The sequence below is a fragment of the Atopobium sp. oral taxon 199 str. F0494 genome (genome assembly GCF_000411555.1).
GTDB lineage: Bacteria > Actinomycetota > Coriobacteriia > Coriobacteriales > Atopobiaceae > Lancefieldella.
This window is the reverse complement of record NZ_KE150487.1, coordinates 221,961-248,708: the sequence shown is the minus strand read 5'-3', so window position 1 is coordinate 248,708 and position 26,748 is coordinate 221,961. Positions and strand designations below refer to the sequence as shown.

The window sequence follows — 26,748 nt, the reverse complement described above, 5'->3', positions numbered from 1 at the left end:
GTCTATGTGCGGCGCAAGAGGGCGGCATTTTTTTGACGTTAGAAAGAGGGAAATGTATGGAGCGTGCCAGCGGAGTATTGATGGCAGTCTCGTCCCTTCCGAATCACTATGGAATCGGCACCTTTGGCCGCGAAGCCTACCAGTTCGTCGATTTTCTCGCCCGCGCAAAACAGCGCTATTGGCAGGTGCTGCCTTTAACGACCACCAGCTACGGCGACTCACCGTACCAGTCGTTTTCCGCTGCCGCAGGCAATCCCTATTTTATCGATATTGACGCCCTGAAAGAGCTTGGGTACCTGGCGGAAAACGATGCCGATGACCTTGACTTTGGCTCTGATCCCGCCCGCGTCGACTACGGTACACTCTTTGTGAGCCATCGCCGCCTGCTGGAGCGTGCCTTTGCTCGATTCGCGTCCGACATCCCCGCCGACTTCAAAACATTCTGCGCGAAGCACAAGGAATGGCTTGAGCCGTACGCGGAGTTCATGACGCTCAAGGAGACGTTTGGTCTGAGGGCGTTTTGGGAGTGGCCACGCCAGTATCAACGCCGTGGCCAGAAGAGCCAGGAGTATGCGGCGCAGTTTTCGGACAAGTTGCTGTATCACAAGATGACGCAGTATTTCTTCTTCAAGCAGTGGGATACGCTCAAAAGCTACGCCAATGACCATGGCGTTCTGATTATTGGTGACCTTCCCATTTACGTGTCGCGCGACTCGGTTGAAATGTGGGCGCAGCCCGAGCTCTTTAAGATTGATGAAAAGGGCGATCCTGTAACGGTGGCCGGTACGCCTCCCGATCACTTCTCCTCAACCGGTCAGTATTGGGGCAATCCAATCTATAACTGGGAATACATGAAGAAGAACCACTACGCGTGGTGGGTATGGCGTATCCGGCTGAGCTTTGAGCTGTATGACGTTTTGCGCATTGATCATTTCCGCGGGTTTGAGGCGTACTGGGAGGTTCCTTTTGGCGCTCCCGACGCCCGCGGCGGTAAGTGGACCAAGGGGCCTGATACTGATCTGTTCGATGAGCTGAAGCGCCAGCTTGGCAAGTTGCCCATCATTGCGGAGGATTTGGGTCTCATGACGCAGGAACTTATCGATATGCGCGAGAAAACCGGGTTTCCCGGCATGAAAGTGCTCCAGTGCGGCTTTAACGGCGAGAGGGACGCGGGAGATCTCCCGCATAACTACAAGCCCAACACCGTGGCGTATGTGGGCACGCACGACAATCAAACAGGTCGCGGCTGGTATGAGCATACGGCGACGCCTCGCGAACGTGAGCAAGTTGACCTATATCTCCATCGCGCGCCCGATGAGCCGGTAAGTGAAGCTCTCGACCGCGGGATCGCGGCTTCGGTAAGCGATACCTGCATTCATACCATGCAAGACCTTCTCGGCCTTGGAGATGAAGCCCGCATGAATACTCCGGCGACATTAGGGGGAAACTGGTGCTGGCGTATGGAACGAGGCGCGATTACTCGCCATACCGAAGACTACCTGCGAACGATTACTGAGACCTACTTCAGGATTCCTAAGGGGGACGAATAATGAATTTGGATGAGCTTTCTCATCAAAGATATGGCCGGCCGCTTGCTGAGCTTGATGACGCGACTGTGTATGAGCTGCTGATGTCAGTCGTAAGCGAGAAGAGCGCTGAGCTTCCACTGAACGAGGGAAAGAAGCGTCTGTACTACATCTCCGCTGAATTTCTTATCGGCAAGCTTCTGACCAACAATCTGATCAACCTCGGCCTGTATGACGAGGTCAAACGCCAGCTTACCGAAGCCGGTCATGACCTCAATACGGTTGAAGAGTATGAGGCGGAGCCTTCTCTGGGTAATGGAGGCCTTGGACGCCTCGCCGCCTGCTTTATCGATTCCATGGCTACGCTCGCGCTTCCGGGCGATGGCGTTGGTCTCAATTACCACTATGGCCTGTTTCATCAGAAGTTTAAGGACAACCAGCAAGCGACCGTACCCGATGGCTGGCTTGAGAGAGAGGGATGGCTGCGTGACGAAAACACCTCGTTTACCGTTACGTTCGGCAGTTTCTCAGTCACCTCGAAGCTCTTCTCGATTGATGTGCTTGGGTACGAGCGTCCGAAGAAGAATCGCCTGCGCCTCTTTGATTTGGAGGGCGTTGATGATGGACTGGTGCCTGAGGATTCTATCGGTTTTGATAAGCGCGAGCTGAAAAAGAACCTGACGCTCTTCTTGTATCCGGACGATTCCGACAGAGACGGTCAGCTGCTCCGCGTATACCAGCAGTACTTTATGGTATCCAACGCCGCTCAGCTTATTGTAAAAGAGGCGATGGACCGCGGGTGCAACTTGCATGATTTGGCGGAGTACGCGGTCATTCAAATCAACGATACGCATCCGACTATGGTTATCCCCGAGCTTATCCGTATTCTCACGGAAGAGCACGACATTGCCTTTGACGAGGCGGTTACTATCGTGCGCTCGATGGTTGCCTACACCAACCACACTATTTTGGCTGAGGCGCTTGAAAAATGGCCGCTTGAGTTCCTTGAGGAAGTCTCGCCGAAGATTGCCTCTATTATCAAGAAGCTTGACGAGCGCACACACGCTGAGTTCAAAGACCCCGCCGTACAAATTATCATCGACGGCAAGGTGCATATGGCTCACCTGGCTATCCACTACGGCTACAGCATTAACGGCGTCGCCGCTCTCCATACCAAGATCTTGGAGGAGAGCGAACTTAAGCCGTTCTATGACATCTACCCTGAGAAGTTCTCCAACAAGACCAACGGCATTACCTTCCGCCGCTGGCTCATGGGGTGCAATCCCGGTCTTGCCGACCTTCTCGATACGCTATTGGGAACTGAGTGGCGCCGCACGGGAGATCTGAAGGGTCTTTTGCGCTTTGTCGATGACGATGAGGTCTTGGAGCGACTGGCGGCCATTAAAGACGACGCGAAACACGTCATGAGCGAATTTCTTCTGGCTCATCAGGGCGCTCAGGTGCTTGACGGCTCAATCGTTGATGTGCAGGTGAAGCGTATCCACGAGTACAAGCGCCAGCAGATGCTTGCGCTGTACCTCATTTGGAAGTATCTGGATATCAAAAACGGCAACATCCCTGAGCGTCCCCTTACGGTCATTTTCGGCGGTAAAGCCGCTCCCGCCTACGTTATTGCGCAGGACATCATCCATTTGATTCTGACACTGAGCAAGTGGATTGCAAATGACCCCGAAGTCGCCCCGTACCTGCAGGTCATTATGATAGAGAACTACAATGTGACTGCGGCCGAGCATGTGATTCCCGCCGCCGACATCTCGGAGCAGATTTCGCTCGCTTCCAAGGAGGCTTCCGGTACGTCCAACATGAAGTTCATGCTCAACGGCGCCGTGACGCTGTGTACCATAGATGGCGCTAATGTTGAGATCGCTGAGCTTGTGGGCGATGAGAACATCTATACCTTCGGCGCGTCCAGCGATGAGGTAGTCAAGCTTTACGCTGACGGCTCCTACAACGCCCATGCGCAGTACCTGAAGCCCGGCATTAAGCTGCTGGTCGACTTTATTACCAGCCCTCAGTTTATAGCCACCGGCAACGCTGAGCGTCTGCGGCGCCTTCACGATGACTTGGCCTGTAAGGATTGGTTTATGGCTCTTCTCGACCTTGAAGAGTACATCCAGGAGAAAGAGCTGGTCTGCTCAGACTACGAAGATCGCAAGCTCTGGCTCAAGAAATCCCTGGTTAATATCGCTATGGCGGGCCAGTTCTCAAGCGATCGCACGATTGCTGAGTATAACGATGAGATATGGCACCTTACGGCGGACAAGTAAGCGTAGAGCCTGTAAGCGCGCGCCTGTTTCATCGGAATGTGGTGCTGATTTCGGCGTCGGGAGATATTCCCGGCGCCGTTTTGAGAGGAGTCCAATGCCCGACTATACGTTGCTTGCCAGCCAAATTGAAGAGCTTGCCGAGATTGACGCACATTGGCTCCCGGTGCTGGCGAACGCTTCCGCGCTCTTGTGGGACGCACTTGATGAGGTCAATTGGGTCGGATTTTACCTGGCAGATTGGGTGCTTTCAGGCGAGAAACGCGACAGCGTGGAGTTGGAGAAGGCGTGCTCTTCTGAACTTCACCTTGGCCCCTTTCAGGGAAAAGTAGCCTGCGTGCGCATTCCCTTTGGGCAAGGAGTCTGCGGTACGGCCGCCGCGACAAAAGAGAGTCAGCTGGTAGAAAACGTCCATGAGTTTTCAGGTCACATCGCCTGCGACGCCGCGTCGAATTCTGAGGTCGTAGTTCCGCTGCAGGTTGGAGGCTCTGTCGTGGGAGTGCTAGATATCGACAGTCCTGTTGTGGGACGCTTTAACCGAGAAGATCTTCTCGGTTTGGAAATCGTGGCTCGAAAGATAGAGCAGGTTGCTCGATTTTAGAAGCGGCGCGCTGACGTAAAGCGCAGTACCGCTGCAAATGCCTGAGAAAAAGCGCAGCGATATAATTTTTCGACGGATTCCAGATTTCCTTAAATTATTTTGGTTCAGATTATAATTTGGACAGCAAGAAGGTGCGCTAAACTAGCAATCGTGTGATGTCAGAAATGAGCATTAATCGTACTGGCTCTATGGCGACGGTGAGACGTAGGGGCATCCTATAGGAAGTTAGGAAGTCCATAGCATGTGGCTTGTCATGGCGCTGCTGTCCGCCTTTTTCGCGGGGCTGACGGCTATATTGGCAAAGTGCGGTATCCGGAAGACGGACTCCGACTTGGCTACCGCATTGCGCACAATCGTGGTGCTGGCGTTTTCATGGACGATGGTCTTCATGGTGGGGTCTGCTCAGACAATCGTGCAGATACAGCCAAAGTCGCTGGCATTTTTAATACTTTCGGGATTGACGACGGGTGCGTCGTGGATTTGCTACTTCAAAGCGCTGTCCGTAGGCGATGTAAATCAAGTTGTGCCTATTGATAAGTCCAGTACGATTCTGACAGTACTTCTGGCAATTATCCTTTTTGGAGAAACAAATCATCTGGCTATTAAATTAGCGGGAACGGCGCTCTTGGCGACTGGTATTTTTCTCATGACAGGAAGAGAACCTGCAAATTCTCAACGGGTAAAAACGCAAATTTTGAAACAGCACCAAAGTCCAAAGAAACAGCGCTGGCGTGTCTATGCTATTGGCTCAGCTGTTTTTGCAGCTCTGACGGCGATTCTCGCGAAAGTTGGTATAACGGGCGTGGAATCCAACCTTGGAACGGCAATCCGTACAGGTGTTGTTTTAATCATGGCGTGGCTCATCGTGTTTCTTAAGGGCAAGCAAGCGTCGTTGGAAAACATCGACAAAAGAGAATTGCTTTTTATCATCCTTTCTGGATTTGCAACAGGAGCCTCGTGGCTATGCTATTACTATGCAATTCAGAATGGCGTTGTCAGCGTGGTTGTCCCTATCGACAAGATGAGTATTTTAGTGTCTATCGCCTTCTCTTTCCTGGTATTTCATGAGAAGCTCAGCAAAAAGGTGGCATGGGGGCTAGCTCTTATGGTCTTCAGTACCATAGCTATGGCTATCTGGTCATAAACCAAGCAATTTATGTTGCGTTTTTTGGATTTAGTAAGGTCTGATGAACTTGACGTGAACCTGACGACAGTCCTTCACGAAACTGGTTTGAATCTGACAGTAAGACTCTATACTATAAATAAAAGAAAAACGAGGGGAGAGTATACAGTTAGAAAATTACTCTACAAATTATAATAACAGGTTGAACATTTCAAGAAGTATAGTTAAGGAAAGAAAGATGAAAATTAGCAGCATCACAATTAAAAAATTTCGTTCCATTAAAGAAGCTTCTTTTCATATGAATGATATTACTGCAATTGTTGGGGAAAATAATGCTGGGAAAACAGGAATATTAAGGGCGTTAAATAGTGTTTTTAATTTTGATGAAGAAAGAAAATTTTTTCTCGATAAAACTCATCAATATGCTCCAAGGAACAATTCCTATATAGAGGTAAAATTGAAGGATATCCCGGATAAAAGTAAATTATTGAGCGGATATATTTTCCATGATGAGATAACTATAGAATTGAAATATTCATATAGTGATAATAAAAGAAAGTTATCGGTTGTCAGGGGAAATAATAAGAAGCATATTCAGAACTTAGAGAGCTTTATTGAAGAATTAAATAAATTTTTGACATATGTATATATCCCAGCAGAGAGAACGAATCATGATATCATGTGGAACGAAAATACAATTTTCAAAAAATTAATTACAAGTTTCTTAAATCAATATACAAAAAATAGAGATACCGTATCCTCTGATATTAAGAGGTCCAGCAGAAGAATTCATGACACTGTATTAAGTAAATTAGAAAAGCAACTTAGTGGATTGTATATGCAAAATAAGGATATTGGTTTTAAAATTGACTTTCCAAGTGACATGGATTACACATCTATATTAAATTATGTTGAGTTATCAATTAGTGAATCTTTTAGTAATCATTTGTTGAAAGAATGGGGGAGTGGAACAAAGAGTTTAGCTATTATTGCTATGTATAGAGCATATGCACTAATAGAAGATAAAGACATAATTTTAGGAATTGAAGAACCAGAAATTAATTTGCATCCGCAAGCTCAAAAAAGGTTTGTTCAATCGCTATCTAGGAATATGACAGAATCTGAAGTTCAAACTATTTTTACTACTCACTCGACAGTGCTCATTGATGAATTAAAACATGAGAATATTTTATTAGTAAAGAGAAAGATAGACTCGAAGAGGGCTTTTATTTCATCAATAAAACAAGTACCAGTAGACTTTTTGAATAAATATGCTATAAAAGAATCAGCACATTATAATTTTTTTAAACTCAAAAATAGTGAATTCTTTTTTGCAAAACACGTTGTAATTTGTGAAAGTCCAATCGATGCATATATAATAAAAGAGCTTATTAAACCGCATATAGAAAATGATATTGCAGATATTTCATTTATAGCTCTTGATGGAGTGAACAATTTAGCATATCCATATTATTTATTAAAAGAACTATCAATACCATTTTCTGTTGTCGTGGACTATGATTTCTTTTTCGATTACAGCGAGCAAAAAATCAAAGACAGTAGAAATAATTATGGATTGCCTAAGTATCAGGATAAAATAACTAAAATAGAGACAAAACGAAGGATAATTGATGATGCTTTTTCTAAAAATATTGATAAATTGGAACAGGCAAAAGGATATAGAAAATTTTTTGAATTAATTAGATATGCACATTTTTATTCTATGAAGCAGTGTTTAGAAATTGACTTGGTATGCTCATCTAAAAGAGCAAGAGAGTTATACTATAAAATTCTAAAGTTACCAAATTCAGATAATGACAAAGAGAGGAAGAAAACATTATTGACGGAGAAATATAAATCAATTAAAAATAGGAAGAACGTTTTAGAAGTAATAGAGAACTTGCAACCCGCTGAGTATCCTGAGAGTTTTAAAAAAATAAAAAATGCAATCATAGAGGACGTAAATTGCAATAACAAGTTGGATATTGACAGTTGAATGGTGCACCAGGCGACATAGGAATAGATTCGGTTCAGCTCATCTCCAAAGAGATTATCTGGGGTGCGGTAGCCCAGAAATTTTCTCGAAAAGCTATTACATCAGATTTCGATTTGGCGGTTTTCATAGAATAACTGTCGATTTGTTTTCTCTTGGGGGAGTAAATCTGCGGATTAGACCGCTGTGACACTTTGCGAATCCCTTTTCACAAGAGGTATGGGGATAGGTAAAGTAAGATTGGCGCTTTGCTTAAATCTTCCGGCTTAGACAACATCGAGAACTCAGAACCGTTGTCTGTCGTACCTGAAAATGTCGCCTCAATGCTCACTATACTGTGAACGGATGGTCTCTGAGGTGTCCATGATATCGTTTTGCTTCCGCTAGGAATACGATACAGTTCCACTGTTTTGTGCTTAATCTCGTTGCGGAAGATGTTTGATATATAGCCAATTTCTTCGACAATCTTATTGGGAGTCTAGCTACTATTGAGTTGAGTTTGAATCAAAACCCGGTGCCCAAATGAAAGGCATTATCCCTTCTTGTATTTAGTTGTAGTGGAGCGTAAGTGATTCATAGAGGTTTTCTCCTTATGAATGAAGCTTTGAACACTTACGTTCTACCAAGAGATGTCGTATGGACTTTTCTACTACATGTTCAGCTTGATTTTATAATTGGCCAAGTTATTTTAGTAAATGGAGATGAAGTAACTATTATGAAAAACCAATGTAGATAGTAATGAAAATTTGAAAAGTATTATGAAAAGCACGCAGGGTAAATGATGCTTATTCTGAGATAACAGGTGTGCGCCACCTCACTGATTTGGTAAAAAGCAAAACACACAAACAGGACTATCCGCCTTTCTGGGCGTTCTATTTATTCGTTTTTTAATCGTCAATGCAGCGAGCTCTCTTTTACGTTTTGACTAAGATGAAAGGAGATAAAGGAGCAAGGCCTACCTTCTTTCAATGAAAATCAACAGGTGGCGTATAGTATTGCACGGTACATTTCCTGTCGAGAAGAGCTTGTATGCTGAGAAGTACGACCAAACCGAAGATTGTCCTTGCGCTTGACACCTCAACGGATATGCTGGCATGCTCGGTAGCGCGCTGGATACCGTCTCAGGCGGGTGGCGCGGCCGTTGAGACGCTCGCCTCCGCCGATTATCTTTGCCGTCGTCAAGCGAATGTGGAGCTTGCCGGAACTATTCAGCAGGTCCTGAGCACGGCGGGCATGACAATGGCAGATGTGGACGCGGTGCTTGTGGGCCGCGGGCCGGGCTCGTTTACCGGCGTGCGCATCGGCGTAGCAACCGCGAAAGGTATTGCATGTGGGGCTGAACTGCCGCTTTATGGCGCTTCCGCGCTTGACGCGATGGCGTTTTCCGCATGGAACGCAGGCGTTCGCGGCAAACTTGCCGTTGCGGGTGACGCCATGCGAGGTGAGGTGTATCCCGGCGTATATCTGCTTGACGGTGAGGGCGCCCACCGTACGTTTCCTGCTGAAACGGTGTTCAAGGTAGACAAGGTGGTTGCGGAGTGGTCGGAAAGATCCGATCGCGAAGAACTGACGCTGAGTGGCAACGGTCTCAAGAAATACCAGGAGAGATTTGAAGCGGCGGGCTTCTCGGCCTTTACGCCTGAAGAAACGTGGTATCCCACGGGAGAAGGGCTGCTTCGGTCAGCGGCGCTTCCAGAGCACGAACTCGGCGATGGAGATCCTGCGCTGGTGCTTCCCATCTACACACGCCTTTCTGACGCGGAGGAAACGGAGCGTCAGCGCTTAGGTCTCAAAGAGCCGACGACTGTCGCTCTGACCGGTGTAGATGACGCGCTTGCCGATAAGCACCTGCAGTTTCGACCGCTCTCCGTGAACGATCTGGAGCAGGTGGCAAAACTAGAAGCTGCAGCGTATGCTGGTTCTGCGCATACGCCTTGGACACAAAAGACCTTTTACGAGGAGCTTTCTCAGCCGGGCCGCAGTTGGTGGCTGGCTCATGATTACGGAAAGCCGGTGGGCTTTGCCGGCGGCCGTCTCGCCGGAGCGGAGTTTGAAATTGAAGAGGTCGTGGTGGCGCAAGAGCACCGCCACGGCGGCATCGCTTCTGAGCTGCTCCGCCGTGTTGCCTATGACGCTCAGATGCTGGGGGCAGGCTTCCTTACCCTTGAAGTTGCCGAGAATAACACGCCTGCTCATGGGCTCTATGAGCGCCTCGGCTTTGAGCAGGTTGGAAAACGTAGTGGCTACTACGCTCCGGACGTTGCGGCGATTGTGATGACGGCGAAGCTGCCGCTTGCAACCGGCGCTGGTTTCTCGGCTCGCGATCCCGAACCTCAGGCTTCGATTCGCCCGTGGCCTCTCACGGCGGCTCAGCGTTCCGATAAGAGCAAGGCCGCCCTCAAGGCGGCCGGTGATCTGGTGCTGGCTATTGAATCGTCTTGCGATGAGACGGCCATGGCGATCATTGACTCCCATGGCATTATCTGCGCGAATGTTGTCGCAACGCAGATTGATTTTCACGCGCGTTTTGGCGGCGTGGTTCCCGAGATCGCGTCGCGCAAGCATACCGAAGCTATCGTAGGTCTGTTCGAGGAGACGCTCATCCGCGCGGGCGAGCATTTTGGCTGCGACACGCTTGCACCCTCAGATCTTTCGGCTGTTGGCGTTACGGCGGGACCAGGGCTCGTGGGAGCGCTTGTGGTGGGTGTTGCCTTTGCGAAGGGTCTCTGTACGGCAGCGGGGTTCCCGCTTATTCCCGTACATCACCTTGAAGGCCACCTTCTTGCTAATCTCTTTGAAATGCCTGATTTGAAGCCGCCGTTTATAGCAAGTCTCGTTTCCGGCGGTAATACCATGCTGGTTCACGTGCGTGCTTGGGGAGACTACGTTGTCCTGGGAACGACCATTGACGACGCGGTTGGTGAGGCCTTTGATAAGGTGGCAAAGGCGCTGGGTCTGGGATATCCGGGAGGCCCTGTTATCAGCAAGTTGGCGGCGCAGGGCAATCCGCGAGCTATTCAGTTCCCTCGCGCCATGCTGCATAGCGGGGACTATTCGTTCTCGCTTTCCGGGCTTAAGACATCAGTTATCACCTATATTGAAGCGGAAAATCGCGCAGGCAGAGCAATCAATCTTCCGGATCTGGCGGCCTCGTTTGAGCAGGCGGTTATTGACGTGCAAGTTGCCAAGGCGCTCAGCGCGGTAGAAGAAACTGGCGTCCATGACTTTTGCGTCGGCGGCGGCGTAGCGGCAAATCCCGCGCTGCGTGCGGCATACAAGGAAGCTTTCGGTAAAAAGGGAGTGCGCGTGACCGTGCCGCCGATGTCGGTCTGTGGCGATAACGCCGCCATGATTGCTGTTGGCGCGCTCAGAAGTTACCGCGCCGGGCTCTTCTCTCCACTGACGCTTGACGCCAATCCAAACGCACCGCTGGGCGAGTGGTCTTCGACTGATGCTCCTGTGATTCCGAGCGGCATGTAAGATAGGGCAAAGGGTTTCTGTGGCAGAGAACTCGTTTTCAAGAGGGCTTTGTTCTCGATAAGGGACTGCGGAGGGCGAGAAGCGCTTCCAGTAGATAGGGGAGAACCATGCGAGACGGATTTGTAAAGGTAGCCGCCGTGACGCCAAAGGTGCGTGTTGCCGATGTCGCTTATAACGTGGAGTCCTGTCTGAACTCAATCGAGAAGGCCATCGTTGAGCATGATGCTCGCGTTGTGGTGCTTCCGGAGCTTTGCATTACGGGCTATACCTGCGAGGACCTCTTCTGGCAAGATGAGCTTTTGGATATGGCTGAGCGGGGTCTTGTTGCTATCGCCTCGCGCACCGCTGATGTGGACGCGCTGATTTTGGCGGGTCTCCCGGTGCGGGTGGCGTCCAAACTTTATAACTGCGCTGCTGTGCTGTACGGCGGCGAACTTCTCGGGTTGGTTCCCAAGCGGCATATCCCAACCTACAACGAGTTTTATGAGGGGCGCCACTTTACGGCCGGGCCCCGCTCTGTAACGGAAATAGACTTCAACCTGTCGAGAACTGTTCCTTTTGGCGCTGATCAGCTTTTTGCATGTGACACCCTGCCTGATCTAGTTGTGGCCGTTGAGATTTGCGAGGATCTCTGGGTGCCAGACCCGCCTTCGACTGCTCACGCTATGGCGGGAGCTACGCTCATCTGCAATATGAGCGCTTCGCCGGCTACAGCTGGTAAAGCGGATTACCGCCGCGCGCTTGTGACGAACCAGTCCGCGCGTCTTGTCTGCGGGTACGCGTATGCGAGTTCGGGCGAGGGAGAATCGACTACCGACTTGGTCTTTCCTGGGCATGACCTCATCTGTGAAAACGGCCGCAGGTTGGCTGATTCCGGCTGTTTTGCTGACGGCATCGCCGTGTCCGAGATTGATGTGACACGACTTTCCGCGGAGCGGCGTCGCCTGTCAACGTTTCAGGTGGCTCCAAGCCCGGAAGAAGCCCGACATATCGTTACGTACTTCTCGCTTGATGTTGAAACTCCCACGAAGTTGACGCGATTTGTGGACCCCCGTCCGTTTGTTCCGGCAAGCGACAATCGTCGTGCCGAGCGTTGTGAAGAGGTGTTGAGCATTCAGGCTCACGGCCTTGCGACCCGTCTTGCTCATACCGGCTCTGACCACGCTGTTATTGGCATTTCCGGAGGTCTTGACTCCACGCTTGCCCTTTTGGTGACCGTGCGCGCCTTTGATCAGCTTGGTCTTGATCGAGGCGGCATTGTCGCGGTTACCATGCCCGGATTTGGCACGACGGATCGCACGTATACCAATGCGGTCGAGCTTGCCCGCGCTCTCGGCGCTGAGCTGCGCGAGATTTCCATTACCGCCGCCGTCCGCCAGCATTTTGCCGACATCAGTCACGACGAATCAAATCACGACGTGACGTATGAAAACGCTCAGGCGCGCGAGCGCACTCAGATACTTATGGATGTCGCTAACCAAGCGCGCGGCATGGTTATCGGTACCGGCGACCTCTCTGAACTGGCGCTTGGCTGGGCTACCTACAACGGCGACCAAATGTCTATGTATGGCGTGAACGCCTCGGTGCCCAAAACGCTCGTGAGGCATCTTGTCCGCTATTGCGCCGACATGTACGCTCAGACACATGAAGAAGACGTGGCGGATACTTTGTACGATGTGCTGGATACGCCGGTCAGCCCTGAGCTGCTTCCCGCGAGCGCGGACGGCTCAATCGGGCAGAAGACCGAAAACCTTGTGGGACCCTATGAGCTTCACGATTTCTTCTTGTACCAGGTGCTTCGGTATGGTTCAAGCCCGCGCAAGGTATTCCGTCTCGCGTGTTACGCGTTTGGTGCAGGAGCTTCTGGCGAGAAGTACTCCAGAAAAACTATCCTTTCCTGGCTCAAGGTATTTTATCGCCGGTTCTTCGCGCAGCAGTTCAAACGCAGCGCGATGCCGGATGGACCAAAAGTGGGCTCTGTAGCGCTTTCGCCGCGCGGTGACCTTCGTATGCCGTCTGACGCGTCAAGCGCGCTCTGGCTTTCTGAGCTGGACTCGCTTGAGGATGAGGATGACTGACACGACAGTACAGAGCAACAAAGAGTAGCGAAAATGGCAAGAGTAAAAGCCCGGACTCGTAAGGATCCGGGCTTTTCGCAATGAGTATGTGCGATTATTTGCAGCGGTTATTTTGGTTACTTCGGTTACTTTGGTTACTTGTGCGAATTTCTCAGCTTACGCCGAAGGTCAAGAATGAGCAGACCGCCGCCTAATGCTACAGCGCCTGTTGCAGCCGCCGCGCCAACGTCACCCATGCCAGGTATGACCCCGCGCCCTTTAGAGGGAGAAGGCTGAGAGGGTTTCTTGGGATTTTCGGGCTGATTGGGCTTGTTCGGTTGGTCAGGTTTGTTGGGTGTGGGCTTTTTGTGGTACACATAGGTAACCGTAAGTGTGCCATCAATGTAGGTGCCGTTTGCCGCTGCGGAATCATGGGCCATTTCCTTAAAGGTGTACCCGTCGATATCCTTTTGCTGCGTAGTGTAGGGGCTGTCGACATTTCCCGTAGTGGTAACAGAATCGGCTATTTCAGCACCATTTTCATCGACGTAGCGAGCGGTAACCGTTCCTTGCGCAACTGCCACATAGGTGACTTGCGGTTTGGGGAAGTTGTATCTGCCTAAGCTGTTGCCGCCGCTGTTAATGACAGTAAGCGTTGCTGACTTGTTTGTATCATATGTATAGGTTCCCGGAGTTACCGGAGGATCCTTGAGCTTCTCGTAGAAGCTCAGCGTGGCGGGCTTATCGGCAGTAATGGTCTCGTGAATGTCAAGCTTGAGGGTCTTATCCGCTTCGCTATAGGTGAGCTCGTAGCGATACGTGCCGTCGGCGCGCTTACCGAAGCCGTATTTATTGTCAGAGATTTTCTCGCCGGTAAGCTCTTTATCACCGACTTTTACGGTGACACGTGAAAAATCATGTACGAAATCAAAGTCGTCTCCGACAACGTCCGTCACAAAAGAGCCGTCGGAAAGGGAGTGGCTAAGCGCCCTCTCAAGCTGTACGAAGTTCTGTGAGAGGCCGCCTGTGTTGCGCGTCATGTACTTGAGCAACGTTGATCCGTCAAAATCAGCGACGTTCTTGAAGAAGACGTAGGTGCGGTACTTTTCCGCGATTTTATCGAAGGTATCGATGGCGTGGATCCATGCCGCGTCAATGTTGGCCACGGCGTTTTCCTCGATGGGCGTGGTCTTGCGGCCGATGCCAAGATAGGCGGAGCTGGCATTGTATTCATATTCGTACTGCTCATACTCGGCGTCGTGCAGGCGTTTCTGGTTGAGATATGTTTCCAGTAATGTAACGTTGCCGGAAGCGGCTGAAAACTTAATCGCTTCATTCAGGTTGTACTCACGGGATTGATACTCCCAGATGCCGCCTTTTTTGTCGCTCCCGTTAAGGAAGGGGTTGCCCGTCGCGGGGTTTGTCTGCGCTTTGGGATCGCCGAATGAGCGGGTATACGACGTAGTGTAGTCGTTGTTCTTTGAATAAAGGTAGGTAGCGCCGTCGGAAATAAGCACCATATGTTTGTGGTTGTTGGGAATGCTGGTGTCCTCGTCCAGCATCTGCTGACCGGCGAGCAAGCCGGCATGCATGTTAGTTCCCATGTGAACTGATGATTGCATCGCGGCTTTGATTTCATCGTAGCCAGTAGAAATGTCGGTAAGAGGCAGCCTGATATTGCCGACTCGGTTAAACAAAACCACGCCGACTCGCACTTTCACCCCTTTGGTGTCTGCCTGCTGCTTGAGTTCATCGAGAAAGGCGAGCGCTTCGTCAAGAACATCCGCGGCACCCGATTTATCGAGAACAAAAACAACGTCTGAGGGTACATCCTCCGTTGTTCCGGAGAAGGTAAGGGAAACCTTTGTTTCCAAATCGTTGGTCTGCGGATTTTTGGTGAGCTCGCTTGCTGTCTTGTCAACGGTTGCTTTGGGGTCTGTAACGGTTACGCTGGCCGGTTGTGCCAGAACAACTTTTGGGGGAATGAATCCCAGACATAGAGCAAATACAAGAAATAAACTGAGCCATAGGCGTTGAGCAGTGGTGCGCATACGGTTCTCCTCTACAACGAAATATTTGGTTTTAGTGCATGGTAAGCAGTAATTATAGGATATGTGGTCACAAAGCAGCAATAAGTAACCTGGTAGAAGAGATTTCTTCTCCGGTTGCGCTTGGAAGAAGTTCGTTCAATGGTTCTATTCGTTACTTCTGGAGAGGTAGAATTTTTCTCATGTCGCAGTTGTAGGGTACAAGCCTACAACTGCGACACAATGTTTGACTTAGCCGTCACTGGTGCCATGAGAGTGTCCGGAACGATACACAATCGCTACTCCGCGTATGATACCTATCACAGTGTGGCCATTTTATGGGACAGCGCCAAAAAACCCGGGGTAGGTAACCCGGGCTTCTGTTGTTTCTCTCGCTCAGTAATATCTAGCGGGTAATCTGCTGCCCTCTTATCACTGCTGCTGGATCAAATTGCCGGGAGACCCGTAGAGCATAAGCGGGTTATTCTCCCAACGGATCTTTTGCCGGGTGAGACCGTTTGAAAGAGCTGTCGGTAGACTATCTCACCGTTGCTGTTGATGCGTCAAGAGATTTCTTTTCGCCAAATTCTAAATCGTCCAGACAGGAACAGCCTGCACATCTTTGGCCACATAGTATGGCTCGGCGGTCTGGCAGATGACGTGCCCGAACCCGACCTCGTAGTCCGAAAAACTATTAAGACTCCCGAAGCTCTTTACAACGTCAGCTCCAACCATCGCTGCCATCTTTATCTCAACGGGATGCAGTATGTGGCCTTCCTGGAGCACAAGGTCAATCTCTCTCTTCTTGGCGTCACGGTAGAACCAGACGTCGCGCATATTGGCGCCGGAATTCATGTAGCTCTTGAGAACCTCAGATACAACGAAGGTCTCAAAAACGTGTCCTGCTACCGCTCCGAGGCGCAATTGCTCCGGGGTCATCCACCTTGTGAGGTGACACACGAGACCTGTATCCATGAAGTAGAGCTTAGGCGTTTTGGTGAGGCTCTTGCCGATGTTTGGCCAAAATGGCCCTATGATGCGGATGACGTTTGATGCTTGGAGGACGGAGAGCCACGCCTTCACCGTCTTGTGATCGGCATCGACTGTGTTTCCGATGTCTGAGGCGTTGAGCAGCTGTCCCGATCGTGCGGCGCACGCTACCATGAAGCTATAGAACTTTGACTCGTCTTTGACGTTGATGAGGTCGCGAACGTCCCTCTCCAGATAGGCTGCTACATAGTCGGAGTAGAACGAATCCCAGTCGATTGAGCTGTCTTGGAGCTCGGGCATCGACCCTCTGTGGATGATTTTCCAGATGTCTGTCTGAGGTGTCTTGCTGGGTGTTTTTATTGGAGTGGGGACGTAGGGGTGCGGACTGCCAGCTGCACCTGTCAGCTCCCTTAGGCTCAAAGCAGGCATTTCTAAAATCCGTATCCTCCCCGCGAGAGATTCGCTGACACCCTTCATGAACATGGCGGGTGTTATTGAGAAGCTCCTGGCGGCCGACCTTGTCATCTGGAGCTTCCCGCTTTATTACTTCAACGTGCCGGGTATTCTCAAGACCATGATTGACCGGCAGCTTCCTATGAGCCGGCCGTTCATGAGTTCGCGTGATGATGGTTACGGAAGCGGGAGTCACGACTCGAGATATAAGGGCAAAGGCGGAAAGCATGTACTTGTATTCACCTGCGGCTTCTGGTCGTCTGAGGGCAACTACGACAGCGTAACGAGCATGTTCGACCACATTCTCGGCAAGGGCAATTTTGAAACGATCTTCTGTGGACAGGGAGAGCTGTTCTGCGTTTCCGAATTATCCGCTCGTACCGAGAAGTACCTCAGCGTGGTAAAGCGGGCAGGCAGTGAATACGCGTCGAGTGGAATACTGGGAACGGCGGAGTAATCACCGTGGCGGGCTATTTCTGCTTCGGCCTCATGTGGCTTGCTTCATGCGTGATGAAGCAACCTCTGTGCGCTTCCTACGTCAAGTACAACTACGGAGAGGATAAGGCGCTCAGAAATCCCCTGTTCATGAAAACGAATTACGTTCTGGCGGTTGCCTGGGGTGTACTGTACATTTTCACGGCAACTTGGACGGTTGCCCTGCGTGCACAGGGGTTCAATATCGCGGTGCTGGTTATCAACAACATCGTTCCTGTGATTATGGGGTGCTTCACGGCATGGCTGTTATTTCTACGCAAATTCAATCGTTCCTGTGGAGACGTCCATCGACTTAACCACGGCCAGCGAACATACATCATAGCCAGCCTCACGCATGCGCTTACCTCCGGATTGGAAGCCCTTCTCGACAGCTATGCCAATGCCCTCGATAACCGCGTTGGCCTGTCGGCAAATCTCAATGAGTCCATCAAGCGCTGCTCCGTTGGCGAGAAAATCATCGATAAGCAGGACGTGTTCGCCTGGCTGCAGGAACCGCTTTGCAATGATGACGGTATTGTCGTTGCCGTGCGTGTAGCTGTGGACGCGTGCGGTGTACTGGTCTCCGTCAAGATTGATTGACTGAGCCTTGCGTGCGAACACGACCGGCACGCCGCCAAAGGAAAGCGCGGCTACGCAGGATATTCCGATACCGGAAGCTGCGACTGTCAGGATCTTGTCAACTTTTTTGCCTGCAAAGTGGCAAACCCACGCGTCTCCCATATGCCGGTAGAGAGTGACATCGCATTGATGATTTAAAAAGCTGTCCACTTTGAGGACGTTGCCTTCACGGACAATCCCTTCGGCGATGATTCTCTCTTCGAGCTCACGCATAGATCCTCGATTCCTGTTGACAGTTGTTGACTTTGTCGTATGCAAATTGTACGCAAAACCCGCGCTCAATGCATCCATCATATCGGGGTTGGACCAAAGTTATCGCCGTGCTTCTGTGTCAGTTCTCTGCCGTGACGGTCAATTTCCGCCTTTGTTCGGCTTTCTTTTTCAAGTTATAGAAAATCTAAGTGCCGTTAGTAAGATTTTTTGCTATTGATTCGTATATTTTTCTATCAATGTGGGGAATACTTCATAGCGTTGGAAAGAGCGGCGTCCGCGTTAAGGCAGGAGCCGCAACATGGGTACGGACACAGACGTTCACGTACGCCCTTATAAGGAGGTTTTGCACGATGACATTGAAGCCGCTTGGAGATCGCGTTTTGGTTAAGCCAGCTCCCAAGGAGGAGAAGACTTCCACCGGTCTGTATATCGCGTCGGCCGCGCAAGAAAAGCCGCAGCGCGGTGAAGTTCTGGCTGTCGGAGCAGGTAAGTATGACCAGGATGGTAAGCGCATCGCTCTTGATGTTCACGTTGGCGATCAGGTCTTTTACGGTAAGTTTGGTGGCACCGAGGTAAAGGTCGACGGTGAGGAACTTCTGCTTCTTCGTGCCGATGACATTTACGCAATCGTCGAGGACTAACCTTTCGCAAGAAATTTCGCGAGAAGTGCCTCAAAAGTAACGGTCTTCTCGCTTGGTACTTCTTGTACTCATTCATTTGGAGGAATAGAACATGGCAAAAGATATTGCATTTGGCACCGATGCCCGCGCCAAGCTTGCCAAGGGCGTAAACACTTTGGCGGACGCGGTAACGACTACGCTTGGACCTAAGGGTCGCTACGTCGCGCTTCAGCGTTCGTATGGCGCACCTACCATTACCAATGACGGCGTTTCCGTTGCTAAAGAGATTGAGCTTTCTGATCCCGTGGAGAACATGGGTGCTCAGCTGGTCAAGGAAGTTGCAACCAAGACTAACGACACCGTTGGTGACGGCACTACCACTGCAACCCTGCTTGCACAGGTCATCGTTAATGAGGGCCTCCGCAACGTTGCCGCCGGCGCTAACCCCATCGCTATTCGCCGCGGCGTCGACAAAGCCGTCGACGCTGTCGTTGAGCAGATGAAGAAAGGCGCTCAGGACGTTTCCACCAAGCAGCAGATTGCTTCCGTTGGTACCATCTCCGCCGGCGACCCGACGGTCGGCGCCAAGATTTCCGACGCTATGGACGTTGTTGGCAAGGACGGCGTCATTACCGTTGAGGAGTCCCAGACGTTCGGCATTGATATCGACACCGTCGAGGGTATGCAGTTTGACAAGGGCTACGTCTCTCCGTATTTCGCTACCAATAACGAGACGCTGACAGCCGAGCTCGAGAACCCCTACATTCTCATGACCGACCAAAAGATTTCCAACATTCAGGATATCCTTCCGGTGCTTGAGGCTGTTCAGAAGCAGGGCGCTCCGCTGCTCATCATCGCTGAGGACGTTGACGGCGAGGCTCTGACGACGCTCATCCTGAACAAGCTTCGCGGCGTGCTCAACGTTTGCGCCATTAAGGCTCCCGGTTACGGCGATCGCCGCAAGCGCATGCTTGAGGATATCGCGATTCTTACCGGCGGCCAGGCCATCATGAAGGAGCTCGGCTACAACCTCTCTGAGGTCACGGCTGAGATGCTCGGCCGCGCGAAGTCCGTCAAGGTTACCAAGGACAACACCACTATCGTTGACGGCAACGGCACCAAAGAGGCCATCAACGACCGCATCAACCAGATCAAGGGCGAGATTGAGAATACTACTTCCGATTTCGATCGCGAGAAGCTCCAGGAGCGTCTTGCTAAGCTGGCCGGCGGCGTAGCGGTTATCAAGGTTGGCGCGGCTACTGAGGTGGAGCTCAAGGAGATCAAGCATCGCATCGAGGACGCGCTTCAGGCAACCCGTGCGGCTGTCGAAGAGGGCATCGTTGCTGGTGGTGGCGTCGCGTTCCTCGCGGCTTCCTCTGCGCTCGACGACGTTAAGACCGCTGACGCGGACGAGAAGATCGGCGTTGAGATTATCCGTAAGGCACTTGAAGCTCCGGTTCGCACCATCGCAAACAACGCCGGTTTTGAGGGTTCAGTGGTAGTCGAGAAGATCAAGGCGCTTCCTGCTGGTCAGGGTCTTGACTCCGCGTCCGGTAAGTACGGCGACATGATTGAGATGGGCGTGCTTGACCCGGTCAAAGTCACCCGCACAACGCTTCAAAACGCGGCGTCTGTCGCGTCGCTCATCCTTATCACTGAGGCTACCGTGACCGATCAGCCGAAGGATACCACCATTGAAGAGGCCATCAGCCATGCGGCTGCTGCAGGCGGCCAGGGCGGCGGCATGTACTAAACCCGTTCGGGTAAGACCGATTGTTGCAAAGCCGAGTCCTTATGGGCTCGGCTTTTTGTTCGAAGCGAGAAGAACCTCCGTCCGAGGGGCTTCTCGCCGCGCGATTGGTTACAATATTGAACCGCGGTAACGGTGGAACACGGTATTGACGAGACAGATATAAAAATGGGCATGATGCTAAACCGCGGACAGGCCTGGAGCAGGTTCGAAACAGGCCCGAAACGGGTTCAAGGCAGGCTTGAAGCAGAACATGGCGTGAAGGGAGGGGAGCGCGTGGCCGAAAAGCATGATTTTCTTGACGATCTGATTGACATTCAGAGCGACTGGCAGGCGCTTTCAAATCCCTTAGACGCGCTGATGGGAAGCCTTGGCGGCAACAATGCTGAAAACAAGCCCTATGATCCTGCCGATTACAAAGAACAGCCATGGGCAAATCCCAATCGCTGTCTGCAGTGCGCTTCCGGTGATGCGAATGTATGCCGCCGGTGTCAAAACGTGTGTCCGGTGGACGCCATTGACATTCATAATCAGACGGTGTCCATTGCCGAACACTGTATCCAGTGCGGTCTGTGCGATGCGGTTTGCCCGATGGAAGTGTTCAACACGCGCCGCCATGCGCCACGCAAACTCTACGATCAGGTAGCTCGCGCGGCCTCAGCGTACAATCAGGCGTATGTGACCTGTACGCGTGCGCTTGGCCGCAAGCCGCTCGGCAACGAAATCTGTTTGCCGTGCGTGGGCATGGTGTCCAGAGATACATGGTTCGCTATTCTGACTGATTTTGATAACGTTTCGGTCTATCTGCCGTTTGGCGTGTGCGACAAGTGCCGCACGACCACAGGTGAACAGACCTATTGCGACCATATCGCCGTTGCCGAAGCATGGACGGGAGCGACCGTTGGGTTTGAGTCGGACGAGTCCGCGCTCGACCATGACCTAACGCGCGCCTATAAGCGCAGCCAGTTCCTCAGTAGTTCCGTCAACGCTGCCGAACGACTGGTGACGCGAACAACACCGTTGCTTGCGGGAGCGCAGGCCGTTGCTGACCGCATCAATACGCATGCTCGTGCCCTTGATAAGCTGCAGAATCAACTTGACGAGTCTATCGGCATCCGTACAACTAATAACCGCCAGGCCATGCTGACACAGGACCGTCGTCTCATGATGGGCGCCCTGCAACATGATGAGGGGTTGGCCGATTTCGTCAAACTTGAAGCCCCGGTGTGGGATTCAACACGCTGCACGTTGTGTGGTGAATGCGAGAAGACCTGTACCATGCACGCCATCGATATCGATGAGCGCGGTAATTTGCTGATTCGTCAGCAATTCTGCACCAACTGTGACGCTTGCGTGCGCGTCTGTCCCGAACCTGGCGCTCTTGTCATGCAATCTATGGATATCACGCAGCTTGTGGTACATGACCGTCAGGCGGAAGAGGCCGAGCGCATACGTATTCGCACCCGCGAGCGTGCTCGGCGTATGCTTGAAACGGGCAAAAAGCAGCTGGGCAATCTCGTTGAATCGCTTGAAGAGACGACGGAAGAAGCTGCACAAGAGACTGCGGAAGAAGCCCTGAGAGAAGCCCCGGAAGATAAGGATTGATATGTCGCTTTCCATTGGTATTGTCGGTTTGCCAAACGTAGGCAAGTCTACCCTGTTTACCGCGCTGACCCGTAAGGGTGGTCTTGCGGCAAATTATCCGTTTGCAACTATCGATCCCAATGTGGGCATCGTTGACGTGCCCGATACTCGCCTGCAGAAGCTTGCTGACATCGTGCACCCCGGCCGCATTGTTCCTGCAACCGTTGAGTTCGTGGACATTGCAGGTCTGGTTAAAGGTGCGAATGAGGGGGAGGGCCTGGGTAACCAGTTCCTCGCTAACATCCGCCAAACCGATGCCATCTGCGAGGTTGTCCGGTATTTTTCCGACCCCGACGTAGTACACGTCGAAGGACGCGTTAATCCTGACGAAGACGTCAATATTATCCAGACGGAACTTATCCTGGCCGACCTGGGCACTCTTGAGCGAGCGCTTCCTAAGTTGGAAAAGGAGGTCAGACGCGATAAGGACCTCCAGCCTAGACTTATGGTGGCAAAACGTCTGCAAGAGTGGCTGAACGAGGGCAGGCGCGCTGCCGACATGGATATGACCGACGATGAACGCGCTGCTGCTCACGACCTCTTTTTGCTCACTATGAAGCCTATCCTCTATGTGGTAAATGTGGATGAGGATGCGCTGTCAGAGCCGGCGCCATTTGTGAACGGCGTGGAGGCAATCCCCGTATGCGCTGAGGTTGAAGCGGAGCTTGCAGATCTTGACCCTGAGGAAGCCGCCGAGTACCTGGAATCTCTCGGCCTTGAACGCTCAGGTCTTGCAACGCTTGTTCAGGCAGCCTATAAGCTGCTGGGTCTTCAGAGCTACTTTACTGCCGGCGAAATGGAAGTCAAGGCGTGGACCGTGCACATCGGCGCGAAAGCACCTGAGGCGGCGGGCGTCATCCATTCAGACTTTGAGCGCGGTTTTATCAAAGCCGAGGTTGCAAGCTATGAGGACTATGTTGAGCTTGGCGGAGAGGCGGGATGCAAGGCCGCCGGCAAGCTTCGCATGGAGGGCAAAGAGTACGTCGTCCAAGATGGCGATGTCATGCATTTCCGCTTTAATGTGTAGCCGTAGCACTTGAGTACTTTGCGCGGACTAACGTGTAGTGCGTGGTACTTTTGTGGTACAGAGGCTTTTTATGCTATCTCTTTAGATCACCTCTTTACACTACCTCTTTACACTATCTGATCTGCGCCGAGAATAACGCTGACGTCCACATCGGTTGGGTATGAACCGTCGTTCGGTTTGATAGCGCTTGCAGGAATGTTGAGTGTTTTGGCAACGCCGTAGGCCTTTGCACGCCCTTCCTTTGTGCCATCGTAGACAATAACAGAGGAATCAAGATCTTCGTCTGAGTTCTCAGCAAACGCGTTGTATCCTGCGGTTTTGAGCGCCGATGCTTTTTGCGCCGCAAGACCTTGCTTGTTGGTGCCATTCATGACGGCGACATCACCGGTATAGTCGGGTTTAATGGAAGACTCCGCGGTGGGATCGCCCGCAACGGTCCCAGTTACGCCGTTTGTCTCGTCAGCGCTCGCGTCTTCAAGCGGTGGCAAGCCCTTTTCAACGCGTTCGAGCATGGTGCGCCAGGCGTCCTTATCGACAATTTCATACCATACGCCATCGATAAGCTGCGATTCCGTGGGAGTGCGACCCGAATACATGTCGTCTGCCGTGCTGATACCGCGGAACTGGAGGGCGAGGCCGACGATATCGGTGGCGCTCATATCGGTTGTGACGCTCTCGGCGATTTGCGAGACTGCGGAAGCCATGGCGGCGGGATCGAGCTTCAGAACCTTCTTTGCGATGGCCATGAGAATCATGCGCTGGTTGGCTGCGCGGTAAAAGTCTCCTCCGCCGTAATCGTCATAGGCGTGACGGCTGCGGCTTAACCCGAGCGCCTGCTCGCCGTTCAAAGTTTGTTTACCAGCTGGAAGATCGATACCCGCATACTGTATATCTTTGACCGGCTGCGGTAGATCTACGTCTACGCCACCGATGGAATCAACGATCTTAGTAAAGGATTCGAAATCGACCTCTGCATAGTGTGAAATATTGACGTTGGCAAATTTGGAGACTACCTTGACCATATTTGCCGCGCCACCCAACGAGTACGCGGCGTTTATTTTCTGCTTGCCATCCGCTCCCATATCGACCATGGTATCGCGTGGAATAGAAATGAGAGTAATCTTTCGATTCTTAGGATCAACGCGCGCCAAGATAATGGTGTCGGCGCGGAAGTTTGAAGTGTCGTTGCCCCAAATTTCGGACCTGTCCTCATCCTTGTCGACGCCAAGAAGCAGCATGTAGAACGGCTCGGAATCCTTTGCCTTTACCAGCGCGTTTTGAAGATTGGCGTCCAGGCCGCTGCGCAGCTTGGCGTTCGTGTCAACAAGCCACCACAGCGCCAGAGCGCTGGCGGCTATCAAAAGGGTGGCAAAGATGCCGAGAAAAATCTTGAGTTTGCGATGCCTTTTGGAACCGCGCCGTTTTTGAGCGTAGGAACTCACGCCTTCCGCGCGGCTCTTGGCGTGCTGAGCTACGCCAACGCGCGCATGACTCGCGTGTGCGGGGTTATGAGCAGGCTCGCGCATCGGATTATACGCCGTGTCGTGTGACGAAGCGCGCGCAGGGTCGGAAGACGTCGCGGCGGGGGAGCGGCGCGCCGTGCGATGTTCTGCTTCCGCGGTACTTCTCGCCCCCCAGTCTTCCTGTGTGTTAGTGTTGCCAATCAAAGGCTCGCGCGTAAACGGGGAATCAAACGTGCCGTGAGCCTCACGGGCGGAAGAGACGCTTGCCTGCCGCGCATTGCCGAGCGTCCGCGGAGCCGTTGTCAGTTCAGCCTCAGCGGCATCTTCGTCAGCACGGTCGGCATATCTGTCAGACGCGTCCTCATCGAAGTCGCGCATGTGTTGAGACTTTTTTGAAAACCACTTGGCCACAGGGACTCCTTTGCGTGTAGTGTTCGTTTTGCCCGATGGTTGGTTTACCACTATACGCTAAACTTTCGCAAAATCCTATGTAGCGCGTTTTCTTGTGGAGAATGCTTTGCGGGGCATGTATTATGGAAAGGCACATCAGGTTGCCGGCGCGGGGATTATGCTGGCGAGAAGCCCGGCGGGATGATTCAAGTCTGTCTGCCGGAGAAGCGGAGATTTCATGAATGAGGCAAGGCCCCAGCAGTTTGTTGCCGTGCTTGATTTTGGTGCCCAGTATGGGCAATTGATTGCGCGTCGTGTGCGTGATTTACACGTGTACTCCGAGATTGTTCCGTGTGATATTTCTGCCGATGAGCTGAGTGCCATGAAGCCCTCGGCGTTGATTTTGTCCGGAGGCCCTGCTTCCGTCTATGCCGAAGATGCTCCGCATATCGATCCGAATGTGCTGGCACTTGGCGTTCCGGTCTTTGGTTTTTGCTATGGACATCAGATCATTGCGGCAACGTTGGGTGGAGTGGTCGGACACACCGAGAAGGGCGAGTATGGCCCGGCGCGTCTGTCGCTTAACGAGGCCGGTTCACGCAGCAAGATCTTTGACCGCACTCCTGACAAGCAGACCGTATGGATGAGCCATCGCGATGCGGTTTCGTCTGTGCCCGAGGGCTTTATCGTAACCGCTTCCACCGACGTTTGTCCCGTGGCAGCCATGGAGGATCCTGCACGCCGGCTGTATACCACGCAATTTCACCCTGAGGTCAATCACACCGAGTTTGGCTCTCAGATGCTTTCCAACTTCCTCTTTGATATCTGCGGCCTTGAGCCCACGTGGACCATGGACAACATCATTGAGCAGAAGGTGGCAGAGATCCGCCAGAAGGTTGGCGACGGTCGCGTCATTTTGGCGCTTTCGGGTGGTGTTGACTCTTCCGTTGTTGCGGCTCTTGTCCACCGCGCCATCGGCGATCATCTGACCTGCGTCTTTGTGAACCACGGTATGCTCCGTAAGGGTGAGCCGGAGATGGTTGAGCAGGTCTTCCGTACGCAGTTCAATGTACCGCTGGTACACGTGCACGCAGAGGAGCGCTATGCAAAGCTGCTTGCCGGAGTGATTGAGCCGGAGCAGAAACGGCGACTCATTGGCACCGAGTTTTGGAAGGTCTTCTTCGAAGAGGCTCAGAAGCTGGACGGCGTTCAGTTCTTGGCGCAGGGGACCATTTACCCTGACATTATTGAATCCGGTGCTCGCAAGACGGGCGGCAAGGCTTCGACCATCAAGAGCCACCACAACCTGATTCCATTCCCCGAAGGCGTTCACTTTGACCTGATTGAGCCTCTTGATCACTTCTTCAAGGACGAGGTTCGTGAGTTGGGTGTGTCCTTGGGATTGCCGGAGAACCTTGTGTACAGACAGCCATTTCCAGGTCCCGGCCTTGCCATTCGCATCATTGGAGAGGTAACGCCTGAGAAACTGGAGATCTTGCGCAACGCCGATGCCATTGTGCGAGAAGAGATTGATGCCTACAATGCGCGCCTGTTCAAAGAAACAGGAGAGCGCAACTCTGCACATAGTGTCTGGCAGTACTTTGCTGTACTACCCGATATCCGCAGCGTTGGTGTTATGGGCGATGAGCGCACGTATGCTCGTCCGGTGATTCTGCGTGCGGTTGAGTCGAGCGATGCCATGACCGCGGACTGGGCAAAACTACCGTATGAGCTCTTGGGCCGTATTTCTTCTCGCGTTGTCGGTGAAGTTGCCGGTGTGAACCGCGTTGCGTATGATATTACACCGAAGCCGCCCGCAACCATTGAGTGGGAGTAGGGTTTCAGCCCATTTCATCTAGTCTCATCCTGCACGTCTAGTCGCGATGGTTAGCAACTAACACCGTGTGCAATAGACGATTTCGGAGCCATTTTCGGCTCCGAAAACCGGCACAATAATGCGAGATGACGATTCCTTTGCAATTGTTGCAGCCTC

17 protein-coding genes and 1 pseudogene are annotated in these 26,748 nt (G+C 51.9%); 14 read left to right on the top strand and 4 right to left on the bottom strand.

The window, feature by feature from the left end; translation table 11 throughout:
- Nucleotides 1-56: 56 nt before the first annotated feature.
- The 8 genes and pseudogenes from malQ to HMPREF1527_RS07100 all read left to right on the top strand — a co-directional run bounded on the left by malQ (nucleotide 57) and on the right by HMPREF1527_RS07100 (nucleotide 13,086).
- A complete protein-coding gene (gene malQ, locus HMPREF1527_RS07130; RefSeq protein WP_016478024.1) occupies nucleotides 57-1,550 on the top strand; it encodes a 4-alpha-glucanotransferase in 1,494 nt (497 codons plus the stop codon).
- Nucleotides 1,550-3,814, top strand: a complete 2,265-nt coding sequence (glgP, locus tag HMPREF1527_RS07125) for a glycogen/starch/alpha-glucan family phosphorylase (protein WP_016478023.1) — start codon at nucleotides 1,550-1,552, stop codon at nucleotides 3,812-3,814. Before malQ ends, glgP begins: the two co-directional genes overlap by 1 nt.
- A gap of 94 nt (nucleotides 3,815-3,908) precedes the next feature.
- A complete protein-coding gene (locus HMPREF1527_RS07120) occupies nucleotides 3,909-4,412 on the top strand; it encodes a GAF domain-containing protein (protein ID WP_016478022.1) in 504 nt (167 codons plus the stop codon).
- A 241-nt stretch (nucleotides 4,413-4,653) separates the two neighbouring features.
- Nucleotides 4,654-5,061, top strand: a pseudogene (locus tag HMPREF1527_RS08065) (EamA family transporter); the annotation flags it as partial.
- A complete protein-coding gene (locus HMPREF1527_RS08060; RefSeq protein ID WP_369745460.1) occupies nucleotides 5,059-5,556 on the top strand; it encodes an EamA family transporter in 498 nt (165 codons plus the stop codon). The pseudogene HMPREF1527_RS08065 and the gene HMPREF1527_RS08060, both read left to right, overlap by 3 nt.
- A 217-nt stretch (nucleotides 5,557-5,773) precedes the next feature.
- Nucleotides 5,774-7,531 (top strand): ATP-dependent endonuclease, encoded by a 1,758-nt coding sequence (locus HMPREF1527_RS07110; protein ID WP_016478020.1) that lies wholly within the window; start codon nucleotides 5,774-5,776, stop codon nucleotides 7,529-7,531.
- 1,026 nt (nucleotides 7,532-8,557) lie between these two features.
- A complete protein-coding gene (gene tsaD / locus HMPREF1527_RS07105) occupies nucleotides 8,558-11,008 on the top strand; it encodes a tRNA (adenosine(37)-N6)-threonylcarbamoyltransferase complex transferase subunit TsaD (protein ID WP_016478018.1) in 2,451 nt (816 codons plus the stop codon).
- Between the two features lie 107 nt (nucleotides 11,009-11,115).
- Nucleotides 11,116-13,086: an NAD(+) synthase gene (locus HMPREF1527_RS07100; protein WP_016478017.1), complete on the top strand. Its 1,971-nt coding sequence runs from the start codon at nucleotides 11,116-11,118 to the stop codon at nucleotides 13,084-13,086.
- Nucleotides 13,087-13,220: 134 nt separating this feature from the next.
- Here HMPREF1527_RS07100 and HMPREF1527_RS07095 read toward each other — a convergent pair whose 3' ends face one another.
- Together HMPREF1527_RS07095 and HMPREF1527_RS07090 are read right to left on the bottom strand one after the other, a co-directional pair.
- Nucleotides 13,221-15,116, bottom strand: a complete 1,896-nt coding sequence (locus HMPREF1527_RS07095; RefSeq protein ID WP_016478016.1) for a MucBP domain-containing protein — start codon at nucleotides 15,114-15,116, stop codon at nucleotides 13,221-13,223.
- Between the two features lie 564 nt (nucleotides 15,117-15,680).
- The gene (locus tag HMPREF1527_RS07090) at nucleotides 15,681-16,511 is read right to left on the bottom strand and encodes an ATP-binding protein (protein ID WP_232209550.1); all 831 of its coding nucleotides are present in this window, start codon (nucleotides 16,509-16,511) and stop codon (nucleotides 15,681-15,683) included.
- Between the two features lie 46 nt (nucleotides 16,512-16,557).
- On the opposite strand from HMPREF1527_RS07090, the gene HMPREF1527_RS07960 reads away from it, so the two are divergent.
- A complete protein-coding gene (locus HMPREF1527_RS07960; RefSeq protein WP_016478014.1) occupies nucleotides 16,558-16,992 on the top strand; it encodes an NAD(P)H-dependent oxidoreductase in 435 nt (144 codons plus the stop codon).
- 290 nt (nucleotides 16,993-17,282) lie between these two features.
- Here HMPREF1527_RS07960 and HMPREF1527_RS07080 read toward each other — a convergent pair whose 3' ends face one another.
- Complete coding sequence (locus HMPREF1527_RS07080) at nucleotides 17,283-17,861, bottom strand: xanthine phosphoribosyltransferase (protein ID WP_016478013.1); 579 nt, start codon at nucleotides 17,859-17,861, stop codon at nucleotides 17,283-17,285.
- Between the two features lie 350 nt (nucleotides 17,862-18,211).
- Between HMPREF1527_RS07080 and groES the strand changes: the two genes are divergently transcribed.
- The 4 genes from groES to ychF all read left to right on the top strand — a co-directional run bounded on the left by groES (nucleotide 18,212) and on the right by ychF (nucleotide 22,902).
- Complete coding sequence (groES, locus tag HMPREF1527_RS07075) at nucleotides 18,212-18,502, top strand: co-chaperone GroES (protein WP_016478011.1); 291 nt, start codon at nucleotides 18,212-18,214, stop codon at nucleotides 18,500-18,502.
- Between the two features lie 91 nt (nucleotides 18,503-18,593).
- Nucleotides 18,594-20,234 carry a chaperonin GroEL gene (groL, locus tag HMPREF1527_RS07070; RefSeq protein WP_016478010.1) on the top strand — a complete coding sequence of 547 codons (1,641 nt, stop codon included), beginning with the start codon at nucleotides 18,594-18,596 and terminating at the stop codon, nucleotides 20,232-20,234.
- Between the two features lie 273 nt (nucleotides 20,235-20,507).
- Nucleotides 20,508-21,836: an ATP-binding protein gene (locus HMPREF1527_RS07065; protein ID WP_232209549.1), complete on the top strand. Its 1,329-nt coding sequence runs from the start codon at nucleotides 20,508-20,510 to the stop codon at nucleotides 21,834-21,836.
- 1 nt (nucleotide 21,837) lies between these two features.
- Complete coding sequence (gene ychF / locus HMPREF1527_RS07060) at nucleotides 21,838-22,902, top strand: redox-regulated ATPase YchF (protein ID WP_016478008.1); 1,065 nt, start codon at nucleotides 21,838-21,840, stop codon at nucleotides 22,900-22,902.
- A 107-nt stretch (nucleotides 22,903-23,009) separates the two neighbouring features.
- Here ychF and HMPREF1527_RS07055 read toward each other — a convergent pair whose 3' ends face one another.
- The gene (locus tag HMPREF1527_RS07055) at nucleotides 23,010-24,776 is read right to left on the bottom strand and encodes an LCP family protein (RefSeq protein WP_016478007.1); all 1,767 of its coding nucleotides are present in this window, start codon (nucleotides 24,774-24,776) and stop codon (nucleotides 23,010-23,012) included.
- A 217-nt stretch (nucleotides 24,777-24,993) separates the two neighbouring features.
- On the opposite strand from HMPREF1527_RS07055, the gene guaA reads away from it, so the two are divergent.
- Nucleotides 24,994-26,592, top strand: coding sequence for a glutamine-hydrolyzing GMP synthase (guaA, locus tag HMPREF1527_RS07050; RefSeq protein WP_016478006.1), 1,599 nt, complete (start codon nucleotides 24,994-24,996; stop codon nucleotides 26,590-26,592).
- Nucleotides 26,593-26,748: the final 156 nt, after the last annotated feature.

Excerpts from the sequence above, each read along its gene's own strand:
- malQ (WP_016478024.1), top strand. The coding sequence starts at position 57 with ATGGAGCGTGCCAGCGGAGTATTGATGGCAGTCTCGTCCCTTCCGAAT.
- glgP (WP_016478023.1), top strand. The coding sequence starts at position 1,550 with ATGAATTTGGATGAGCTTTCTCATCAAAGATATGGCCGGCCGCTTGCT.
- HMPREF1527_RS07120 (WP_016478022.1), top strand. The coding sequence starts at position 3,909 with ATGCCCGACTATACGTTGCTTGCCAGCCAAATTGAAGAGCTTGCCGAG.
- HMPREF1527_RS08060 (WP_369745460.1), top strand. The coding sequence starts at position 5,059 with ATGACAGGAAGAGAACCTGCAAATTCTCAACGGGTAAAAACGCAAATT.
- HMPREF1527_RS07110 (WP_016478020.1), top strand. The coding sequence starts at position 5,774 with ATGAAAATTAGCAGCATCACAATTAAAAAATTTCGTTCCATTAAAGAA.
- tsaD (WP_016478018.1), top strand. The coding sequence starts at position 8,558 with ATGCTGAGAAGTACGACCAAACCGAAGATTGTCCTTGCGCTTGACACC.
- HMPREF1527_RS07100 (WP_016478017.1), top strand. The coding sequence starts at position 11,116 with ATGCGAGACGGATTTGTAAAGGTAGCCGCCGTGACGCCAAAGGTGCGT.
- HMPREF1527_RS07095 (WP_016478016.1), bottom strand. The coding sequence starts at position 15,116 with ATGCGCACCACTGCTCAACGCCTATGGCTCAGTTTATTTCTTGTATTT.
- HMPREF1527_RS07090 (WP_232209550.1), bottom strand. The coding sequence starts at position 16,511 with ATGCCTGCTTTGAGCCTAAGGGAGCTGACAGGTGCAGCTGGCAGTCCG.
- HMPREF1527_RS07960 (WP_016478014.1), top strand. The coding sequence starts at position 16,558 with ATGAACATGGCGGGTGTTATTGAGAAGCTCCTGGCGGCCGACCTTGTC.
- HMPREF1527_RS07080 (WP_016478013.1), bottom strand. The coding sequence starts at position 17,861 with ATGCGTGAGCTCGAAGAGAGAATCATCGCCGAAGGGATTGTCCGTGAA.
- groES (WP_016478011.1), top strand. The coding sequence starts at position 18,212 with ATGACATTGAAGCCGCTTGGAGATCGCGTTTTGGTTAAGCCAGCTCCC.
- groL (WP_016478010.1), top strand. The coding sequence starts at position 18,594 with ATGGCAAAAGATATTGCATTTGGCACCGATGCCCGCGCCAAGCTTGCC.
- ychF (WP_016478008.1), top strand. The coding sequence starts at position 21,838 with ATGTCGCTTTCCATTGGTATTGTCGGTTTGCCAAACGTAGGCAAGTCT.
- guaA (WP_016478006.1), top strand. The coding sequence starts at position 24,994 with ATGAATGAGGCAAGGCCCCAGCAGTTTGTTGCCGTGCTTGATTTTGGT.